We start from the raw sequence: 9,826 nt of genomic DNA, 5'->3' as shown, positions 1-9,826 counted from the left end.
CCAGAGATCGAGAACACATCTTCAACAGGCATAAGGAACGGTTGATCAACCGGACGCTCTGGCTCAGGAATGTACGAATCAACAGCCTCCATAAGCTTGTGAATATTAGCCTTCTGATCAGCATCACCCTGAAGAGCGAGGAGAGCAGACCCCATAACAACTGGGATATCATCACCAGGGAACTCGTACGCGCTAAGGAGCTCACGAATCTCCATTTCAACGAGCTCAAGAAGCTCTTCGTCGTCCACTTGGTCAACTTTATTAAGGAAGACAACAATCGCTGGAACACCAACCTGACGAGCAAGAAGGATGTGCTCACGCGTTTGCGGCATTGGACCGTCAGCTGCTGAACAAACGAGGATTGCTCCATCCATTTGTGCCGCACCTGTGATCATGTTTTTAACGTAGTCAGCGTGACCTGGGCAATCAACGTGCGCATAGTGACGCGTCTCAGTCTCATACTCAACGTGTGCTGTGGAAATTGTGATGCCACGCTCGCGCTCTTCTGGAGCCCCATCGATTTCGTCATAAGCCTTAGCTTCTGCTCCACCTGTCTCTGCGAGTGTATTTGTGATTGCCGCCGTGAGGGTAGTTTTACCGTGGTCAACGTGGCCGATTGTGCCGACGTTCACGTGCGGCTTATTTCTTTCGAATGCTTCTTTAGCCATAATTTTAGATATTTTGCGCTTTAGATTTTAGACTTGCCGGATGCAAGAAATGATAATCAGCAATGGAGCTCTTGAGCAGATTTGAACTGCCGGCCTCGTCCTTACCAAGGACGCGCTCTACCGCTGAGCTACAAGAGCAAGATTACCGATGTATTTCCCCTCCGCAGTCAGTTGACCTAGGAAGGCGGGCGCAAACTAGCAACTCCCGACCAACTGTCAAAAATAAATTGCCGTTCTTTTCACTTTTTATTGAGCTCCCGATTAATCACCGCACAATTCTCAACCATAACTCACTGGAGAACCCCCCAGTTACTCTAAAACAACCACATGCAACAAGAATTCAACAATTTAAGCTCCATAGACACAAAAAAATGCAGCAGTCCACATGACTCGCTGCATTTCAACTAGGATAACCTCTCATTCCCAAGTGAAAACCTTCACTCAAGCGGATCATTTTGCTCCAAACTGACCTCACTATTCAATTTCCACCCCTGAAGCAGCCCACAGCCACTTCACGACAGCGCCATCTTCACATAGTGCTTTTACTTTTTGCTCACTGAGCCCGAAAATTGTCGTCATTCTAACGAAGACCAGGCCCACTTGGTAGGTTGAACCATCATATCCTTCATCGCCAGCAAACTCCCAAGCGACTACTTCATCATAGCCAAACTCATTTACCTCTCCAGCCTTGATACTTTTCTGCATCGCAGCAACAACTTGCGCCTCGCTCATCTCATCACGTTCAGTAACTTCAACCTCCACATCTTCAACCACACCATTCAACATTGACTCAGGCTCGGTAGCCTCCTCCACAATACGAGGGCTAACGCTCGCATCCTCGGCTTCATCAAGTACTGTAACTAATGGTTCAATTTTAGCTACTGGAACTTCTTCTGCAGTTAGCAACTCATCAACTTCGCCACTCTGCACCACCTGAGGCTTTGGCAATTTATCCTCCACGAAAGGTAATACAATCGGATGAGCAACGTAACCGATTGCCACAAAAATCAAGATCATAAGAAAGGATGAAGAGTTCATTACGGCTATTCCTTATCAGCTCTTCTTTTGCTTTCCAGTTCATTCTTTTGGAATCACAGCTCTAAAACCTCTTTCCAGCTCTCTATAAATGTTGACCTCTCCAGCTCGCTGCTCATGCTGCGCCCATGGCTCCACCTGAAAATCGTCTTTTCCTTCTAGACGGCATGGCACTCGTCTACCGTGCACACTTCGCGCTCATACGTACCCCTATCCATAACAGCAAAGGCATGAACACCTCTGCGGTATTTGGCTTCATGAATACCTTGCTTGATATTCTCGACAAGCAACAGCCAACCCACCTCGGGGTAGCCTTCGATACCAAAGAGCCTACTCCACGTCACAAGATTTTCCCTGAGTATAAAGCCCAGCGCGACGCCATGCCTGAGGATCTCGCCAAAGCAATCCCAGAAGTGAAGCGCTTACTACAGGCATTCAACATCCCAGTGATTGAAATTCCAGGCTTCGAAGCTGACGACATTATCGGCACCCTTGCACATAAAGCGGATCAAAACGGCTCGTTTCACACTTATATGGTGACTCCGGATAAAGATTACGCCCAACTGGTCAGTCCCACCACCACCATGTGGAAACCTGGTCGGAAAGGGTCTGACGTCGAGCTTCTCGATGTCCCTGCCATTCAAGAAAAATGGCTTATTGACGACCCTAAACAGGTAATAGACATTCTAGCGCTCTGGGGTGACGCTTCGGACAACATCCCCGGCGTCCCCGGTATTGGTGAAAAGACAGCCAAGAAACTCGTCAAGCAGTTCGGCTCTGTCGAAAAACTACTGAAATCCACTGATCAACTCAAAGGCAAACAGAAAGAAAATGTAGAGAACAACAAGGAGCAAGCTTTGCTCTCTAAGACCCTTACTACTATTATTCTCGATGTTCCGGTCGTGACAACTTTCCAGGAACTCGTTCTTGAAAACCGTGATGATGACGCTGTGAAGTCACTCTTCACCGAGCTCGAATTTAGCGCGCTCGGTAAACGTCTTTACGGAAATGACTTCCAGTCTGGTCGTGGCCACAGCTCCTCTTCGGCATCATCCGAGCAACCTGAGCTTCTTTCCGCTGAGCTCAAGACATTCTCTGACATTAAGACCCAATACTCTCTAGTCAACACAGCCGCAGCTCTTGAGAAAGTAACCAAACTCCTCAACCAGCAAGACCTATTCTGTTTCGATTTAGAAACAACATCGCTCAACCCGCGCACCGCAAAAATCCTAGGTGTAGCTCTCAGCTGGAAAACCCGTGAAGCCTACTTCGTCGCACCATCAGCGGAACTGAGTGTAGCCGACATTCTCGCAGCTCTGCGTCCAGCGCTTACCTCAAAGGCAACCAAGATCGGCCACAACCTCAAGTATGACATCTCCGTCCTACTCGCTCAGGAACTAGAGACTACTCCACCCTATTTCGACACCATGCTAGCCCACGCACTGGTCGAGCCGGATCAACGCCACAACATGGACTACCTAGCTGAGTCCATGCTCGGCTACACACCCATCAAACTCAGCGAAGTCGCTAAGAAAGTGGAAAAACAAATCGAGGAGGCTAGCACCGATGACGACCTCTTCAGCTTTGCTGAAAAGAAGGTAGAGAAGAAAAAGCCCACTAAAAAGAAAAAGGCATACATCGACATGTCGGTCATCCCGCCCGAAGCCCTCACCGACTACGCTTGCGAGGATGCCGACGTCACCTTCCAACTCGCTGAAGTACTGGCCGAAAAGCTTGAAGAATCTGGTCAATCCGAGATCTTCTACGATATCGAGTCCCCCCTTCTACCAGTCCTTGTCCGCATCGAACACGAAGGAATCTCTGTCAACCTCGAGAGCCTCAAAGTGATTGGTGAAACTCTCGGCAACAAGCTCCAGACCCTCACGGCTGATATATTCGAACAAGCTGGCAAAGAATTCAACCTCAATTCACCCAAGCAACTCGGGGAAATTCTCTTCGGAGAAATGGAACTCGTTGAGAAACCTAAGAAAACCAAAACTGGCCAATTCAAGACAGACGAATCCACTCTCTCAGCGCTTGCGCCAAAACACCCGATCGTGGCCAACATTCTTGAATACAGGGAAGCGTCCAAACTCAAATCCACCTATGTTGATGCCCTCCCCGAGCATATCTGCCCGAGTGATCAGCGTATCCACACCCACCTGCACCAGCTAATGACAGCCACTGGCCGCCTAGCATCCTCAGATCCGAACCTGCAGAACATCCCAGTACGAAGCGAAGCGGGTCGCGAAATCCGCAAGGCTTTCATCCCACGCAGCGGGGACTTCACACTACTCGCCTGTGACTATTCGCAGGTGGAACTCCGCGTCATGGCCGCTATAGCTGGAGATGAAGCGATGATCAAAGCCTTCCAGCAAGACCTCGACATCCATACCGCTACTGCAGCACGCGTCTATAGAGTCAACCTCGATGAAGTCACCCGCGACATGCGATCGGCGGCCAAGATGGTCAACTTCGGTATCATATACGGCATCTCCGCCTTTGGACTCTCCCAGCGACTAGGAATCCCGCGCGCCGAAGCAGCCAGCATTATCGATTCCTACTTTGAACAATACCCAGCAATCAAGACCTTCATGGACAACACCATGAAACAGGCAGAGAAAAATGGCTATGTCGAGACACTTGGTGGCCGCCGCCGCGTCCTTCGAGACATCAGTTCACGCAATGGCATGATCCGCAAAAATGCAGAACGCGCTGCGATCAACACCCCAATCCAAGGAACGGGTGCTGATATGATCAAACTCGCAATGATCAAAGTCGACGCCCTCCTGCGCGACGGCAACTACCGCAGTAAAATAATCCTACAGGTGCACGACGAACTGATCTTCGACCTAGCTCTCGACGAAAAAGAAGAACTTATCCCACTGATCACCAAAGCAATGGAAAGCGCCCTAGCCCTCCCCCACGGAGTCCCCGCAAAAGCTGATTCTGGCACAGGCAACAACTGGCTCGAAGCACATTGATCAACTCGAACCATGTTTCATCTCTAAAAAAGAAGCTCTATCCCAGCGAAACCAAGCTCAAAACACTAAAAAGGAGCAAGTTGGTAAAATTCCTCTCGCTAAAAACGAAAATACCTTTATCGATACCTACGACGAACAATCATAGATTCAAGTCGACTCACTCCCCAAGCGGTGAATTGGAGTAGTGATTTTTAAAATCTCACCGAAATAATTAACAAGATAACATGAGTAAAGGTACAGTAAAGTGGTTCAACGCAGACAAAGGCTACGGCTTCATTTCACCTGATGACGGTAGTAACGATTTGTTCGTTCACCATTCAGAAATCCAGTCTGACGGCGGATACGCTTCATTGAACGACGGCCAAGCTGTTGAGTTCGAAGTAGGTGAAGGCCAAAAGGGCCCTTGCGCAAACAAAGTGGTTGCAGTTTAACCCGCAGCAATAACAACATTTGGCAATGAGCTGCTATACATGTGATTTTCACACAATGCTGCACATTCCAAATGTGATAATGCTCCAAATAAACTATGGATTTGAGTGACTAACCAGTAATGGAGTCCGCCAATTCTTTCAAAACCTCATCCGGTCAAACGGGTGAGGTTCTTTTTTTATCTATGGGTCTGACCAGTTCCCACAGCACATCAATTCTCCCTAACCGGTTAGTACGAAATATACTCATCTTCTAACTATATAATCTTGGATCTTGTGGCTACCATAGATTCACAATATAAGAACTATGCGAAAACACTAACAGCCTTCAGTTCAATAGCTGCTATAGATTTGAGGATACTGTCTAAAGAACGCGTTCAACTTGCATATCTAACGATAAAGCCATTCGCTTGGAATGTACGACCCTACTGGGATACAGCGCCAACATTTCATCCTCAAACGTAAGCTTCGACACGGTTGAGCAGCCTATCAATCTTGCTGGACAATCAGATTCAGCCTCGATTCCACTCGGAGCTTCCGTTTATGAAGCAAATTACAATCACGGAATTCATGCACTGATCAAGGTTCCTAGCTGCGTAGCAAGTCAGCCTACATTTATTAGAAAATAGTTTTTAGTACTTTGAATTTGCCAGTTTCTCTAACGAGAAATCCGTTGCTAAAAGTAATTGCAACATTGGCTGGAGCACGCGTGAGCCAGAATGTCTAACTGCAGCGCGATATCGGCAAATGCACCATCACACAATGGATAATTCCAAAGGAACTGAAACCCGAGGGGGGACGGCGGCCTTGACTGAAAGAAACCGGCTTGGCTAAGGCATCAAGTTGCAATAACTGTAGTGGCTAGCCTATGGTTTGTATGACGTTTAGTCATGCCAACATTGCCGACTGACTCACCCTTTCCAAAACACAGTCATCCCATAGCAACTCAATAGGTAGCTGTAATCCTTGAGTTAGCGTTATTTTTTTGACCGATTCGGCGACTTCGCTTTTTGAATTTCAGAAGAGACTCTCTCTATTTACAGGCTTCCTGCCCGCGTGCTGCCCCATAGGATTTGAGCAGGCTCATTAGGTCTATTCAGTCCCATACAACTCCTCGAACTATCGCGAGTAGAAGTGAAAAACTATGAGACCAATCCGCTATTTGACCTTGGAAACGCATCAAGACGTAGAGGAGCAGGGCTGCCCATAGTTGCCAGCGTATCGCATGTTTACTGTGTCCTAGAAAATCACAGACTTGTAGGGTCTGTTTGATTTGCTTGAAGAAAACTTCGATACCCCAGCGTGCCTGATAGAGGTCTCCCACGCTGCTTGCCGCCCAGTCCGTGTTGTTGGTGATAAAGACCATCACCTTTGCTTTCCGTCAATGGTCACAATCATCTCAACTCGGCGCAGTAGCGTCGGGTACTGCTCCTTACTCTTTGGAGTTTTTAAAAGGATGAGATCATCACGCAAAATATTTCCATTGGGCTTCTTTAGCAGCTTTTTGCGCACTGTGTATGCCATATTGTCCTTGGCTCTAGTCACCCAGAAGACTCCCCGTTTGCAAAGGCCTTAGAGATGAGTAAAGTTCACATAGGCCTTGTCGAATAAAGCAATCTCGCCTTCCTGAAGGTGAGCGCAGAGAGCTGGCGCGCGGGTGTCATCGTGGTGGCTAGCCTCTTCGATAATAGCAAAAGACGGCAGAAAGCTCTGTAGGTTCAGACGAAGGTGGAGCTTCGCGGCAGCCTTACGGCGGCGATGCTTTGCCCAACTCATGCAGTTTGCTACCAGAGCTATCGTAGAGGAATCGACCGCGTAAATCGCCTTTTTGAACCTTCTTGGTAATCCTTTGTATCGAAGGCCGAATCCTCCTAGGGTCTTGTTTTCAAGATCGGAAAGAACAGCCCAAAATAAATCCTGCATCATGTCGCTATTGCGGGTCTTGTTAGCGTGAGAAAGAGTATTTCGGGTAGGGGCCACGACTCCACGAAGGCTACCTAGCCAACGTGAATGAATACGCAGTGTGTCGCAAACATCATTGAGTCCTATGGAGTGCGTGAGTTGCGTGAAGAGCAGGCTTACGACATGACTCCATGCTGTAAATGTTCGAGCTTGTTTATCTATGCCGTGTTTGCTAGCTAGCTTACTGACTAGATCTGGAGGAATGAGCTTGCTGAGCTGAGTGAGCACAGGCAACTTGTCCTTGGCTGGTTTATATTTCATCAGGCCGATCCTAAGTGGGATCGACCGCCAGCTACCTCTTAAAAATCGATCAGCCTATGGGATGGCTGTGTTTCCAAAACTATAATCTGTTTCGCGTCAAAAAGATGCGTTGAAGTTAACGCACATGAGCGCTCACTTAGCACGTCGACTACATTGGTTGGGGGAAACACAACTACTTCTAAACTCTACGAGTGAGCTTGAAATATGGAACACTACCATAGTCGTTAAGCCATCAGCGACAGTTCAGAGTCACTACAAAACGTTCTACAATTAGTGGCTATCACCCGAATTGGAGTATTGCACTCCACAGTTGCTTTTTCTAATTAATTAGGGAACCTTAGACATTCCTTTTCATCTTATGTCACGCCGCGAACGAAAAACCGCCCCACGCCGCCGTTCTCACGGTGCAGCCCGCCGTGCTCAGCGCCCGAGCTTATGGGAATCGATTCAGGGCGCTAATAAGCGAGCCCACCAACGAGCAAACCAGCGTAGCTGGAGACGCCAAGGGTTGACCTCAGTTCATGCAGCAATAGCCGACACTTATGAGGAAGACTACTCGCTCCCGACGGGGCAACTGATACTACGTTCAATTTACGCCATCCTGCTGATGTTACCCAGTGCGATTAGCACCTTAGCGCTGTTCACCATTACTGATCACACGGGAAAATCACATTTCTGGATGGAGCTACTCCGCTCACGCCCTTTCATTTTCTTTTTCACTGGCTGTTTTCTAATGTGCGGTTGGTTTTATTCAAAACTTCTGAGCAACTTCTTTCTCTATCTTTATGTGCTTGGCCACGAGCTGACTCACGTGATTTTCATCTACATTTGTGGAGGTAAGGTTTCGGGTTTCAATGTCACTCTAGAGGGCGGCTATGTGATGACGAACAAGTCCAATATACTCATTGCCCTTTCCCCTTATTTCGTCCCCTTTTGGTCGTTTATCGTCCTATTTATTTCTGGCCTTCTACGCCTTTTTTGGATCATCCCATACCACGATTACGCGCTCTACTTAGCGATCGGAGCCACATGGACATTCCATCTAGCCTGGACTATCTGGATGATCCCCAGAGACCAACCTGATCTTAAGGAGAACGGCACATTCTTCTCAGCAGTGCTTATCTATATGGCGAATGTTTTACTACTCGCGACAATGCTTTGTTTGGTACCAGGTGGGTTAAATTTCAAAAGCTATGTGACCCATTGGCTGAGCCTATTCAGCGAATTCATAGACTTCTCAGGAACAATGCTGCAGCAAGTTATTGCGCAGCTCTGGGTGTTAGCCGAATAGTTCATGGCCTAAGCTCGGTAAAAGATTGACAAGCTAGGCAATCTTTGCATTCTCCCCATCCCGCCGCGTTGGAAACGTGGCACAACCTTATCAAGACTATGAAAGCTGATATTCATCCTGATTACCACCCAGTAATCTTCCAAGACATGACATCCGGTAAGCGTTACCTCACACGCTCTACCGCGACTTCCGCAAACAAAGAAACTATTGACGGCGTAGAGTACTACGTTATCTCAATGGGCGTAACTGCTGACACTCACCCGTTCTACACAGGTAAGTCAACATTTGTGGATACAGAAGGACGCATCGACAAATTCCAAAAGCGTTTTGGTGCTGTTCGTCGCGCGAAGAAGCCATCACTTGGCTAATTCTCTTTCGAGACACACTTTCAAGAAGCTTCATGGGATTTACCCGTGAAGCTTTTTTTATAACGAAAAGCTACTTGCTTCCGAAGTTCTTTTGGAACCGTTGCAACTTTAGCACGAGGCTTTCCCCGGATTCATGGACTCCGTTGAGAATAGCAATGGATTTGAAATAGTTTTGAGCATTGGCCACTCGCATGGTGGATGCTGGGTCTACATTGCGGTCGACTTGATCAAAGGTGAGGTTCAGCGCGCCCTTCAGTTTGTGGGCATTAGTTATATTTAATTTTTAAGGATAGTGTGGGCCAACCGATCCGCTGCTCATTCCACTAGGTTTTATCCAAGCTCTTAGCGTGACAACTAAAGTCCAAGGTTGCGGCATTGGAGAAGCCTCCATGAAAGGGAACGGTCCCCGTTGAGCTTTGCCCACCAGCCGGACTACCGTAAATAGCGACGCGATCGAGATTCATCTGTGGTCATTTACTTGCAGCGCTTGCCAAAATCCTTTCCATCTGTATGGACCATGAGAAAGCCATGTTGAGCGAGATCAGTCACACTTCCATTCCTGACAGAGAACAGTTTTGGGATATGCTGATAAAGTAATTAGTATAATTTGACTCACGCTTGCCCTTAAAGGAGGCAAAGGATGCCGAGGTGTCAATCTTATCACTTGGCTTATCATAGCCAATAGTGTGCAATTTTGGCTGCGGCTGGTCCTTGGTAGAGGACTCTGCCATCGTGATCTTTCTGGGCTGGCCGACTTTAGTTTCCCAAACGACAAAACGGCTAGAATCCAAGGCATACTGGACTAAGTTGCACTGTGCTTAATACCGAA

The 9,826-nt window shown here is 47.8% G+C and carries 6 protein-coding genes, 1 tRNA gene and 1 pseudogene; 4 read left to right on the top strand and 4 right to left on the bottom strand.

Going from position 1 to position 9,826, the window contains the following annotated elements:
• From ABGY95_RS00640 to ABGY95_RS00630, 3 genes are all read right to left on the bottom strand, one after another.
• Window positions 1-668: GTP-binding protein (locus ABGY95_RS00640; RefSeq protein ID WP_347439745.1), on the bottom strand; the 668-nt coding region annotated here is incomplete at its 3' end.
• 63 nt (window positions 669-731) lie between these two features.
• Window positions 732-806 (bottom strand) — tRNA-Thr (locus tag ABGY95_RS00635).
• Between the two features lie 336 nt (window positions 807-1,142).
• Window positions 1,143-1,685: a hypothetical protein gene (locus tag ABGY95_RS00630; protein ID WP_347439744.1), complete on the bottom strand. Its 543-nt coding sequence runs from the start codon at window positions 1,683-1,685 to the stop codon at window positions 1,143-1,145.
• 146 nt (window positions 1,686-1,831) lie between these two features.
• Between ABGY95_RS00630 and polA the strand changes: the two genes are divergently transcribed.
• Together polA and ABGY95_RS00620 are read left to right on the top strand one after the other, a co-directional pair.
• Complete coding sequence (gene polA, locus ABGY95_RS00625) at window positions 1,832-4,687, top strand: DNA polymerase I (protein ID WP_347439743.1); 2,856 nt, start codon at window positions 1,832-1,834, stop codon at window positions 4,685-4,687.
• A gap of 224 nt (window positions 4,688-4,911) precedes the next feature.
• Window positions 4,912-5,118 carry a cold-shock protein gene (locus tag ABGY95_RS00620; protein ID WP_347439742.1) on the top strand — a complete coding sequence of 69 codons (207 nt, stop codon included), beginning with the start codon at window positions 4,912-4,914 and terminating at the stop codon, window positions 5,116-5,118.
• 1,096 nt (window positions 5,119-6,214) lie between these two features.
• On the opposite strand, the pseudogene ABGY95_RS00615 reads toward ABGY95_RS00620, so the two are convergent.
• A pseudogene (locus ABGY95_RS00615) lies at window positions 6,215-7,338 on the bottom strand (IS4 family transposase); the annotation flags it as partial.
• A 358-nt stretch (window positions 7,339-7,696) separates the two neighbouring features.
• Between ABGY95_RS00615 and ABGY95_RS00610 the strand changes: the two are divergent.
• Entirely contained in the window at window positions 7,697-8,629 is a 933-nt protein-coding gene (locus ABGY95_RS00610; protein WP_347439741.1) for a hypothetical protein, read from the top strand.
• 98 nt (window positions 8,630-8,727) lie between these two features.
• Window positions 8,728-8,997: a type B 50S ribosomal protein L31 gene (locus tag ABGY95_RS00605; protein ID WP_347439740.1), complete on the top strand. Its 270-nt coding sequence runs from the start codon at window positions 8,728-8,730 to the stop codon at window positions 8,995-8,997.
• The last annotated feature ends 829 nt before the right edge of the window (window positions 8,998-9,826 follow it).

The organism is Rubritalea sp. (genome assembly GCF_039830215.1).
Taxonomy (GTDB): Bacteria; Verrucomicrobiota; Verrucomicrobiia; order Verrucomicrobiales; family Akkermansiaceae; genus Rubritalea.
The sequence above is the reverse complement of the archived record's forward strand: the minus strand, read 5'-3'. Positions and strand labels throughout refer to the sequence as shown.

Excerpts from the sequence above, each read along its gene's own strand:
- ABGY95_RS00620 (WP_347439742.1), top strand. The coding sequence starts at position 4,912 with ATGAGTAAAGGTACAGTAAAGTGGTTCAACGCAGACAAAGGCTACGGC.
- polA (WP_347439743.1), top strand. The coding sequence starts at position 1,832 with ATGGCTCCACCTGAAAATCGTCTTTTCCTTCTAGACGGCATGGCACTC.
- ABGY95_RS00630 (WP_347439744.1), bottom strand. The coding sequence starts at position 1,685 with ATGATCTTGATTTTTGTGGCAATCGGTTACGTTGCTCATCCGATTGTA.
- ABGY95_RS00610 (WP_347439741.1), top strand. The coding sequence starts at position 7,697 with ATGTCACGCCGCGAACGAAAAACCGCCCCACGCCGCCGTTCTCACGGT.
- ABGY95_RS00605 (WP_347439740.1), top strand. The coding sequence starts at position 8,728 with ATGAAAGCTGATATTCATCCTGATTACCACCCAGTAATCTTCCAAGAC.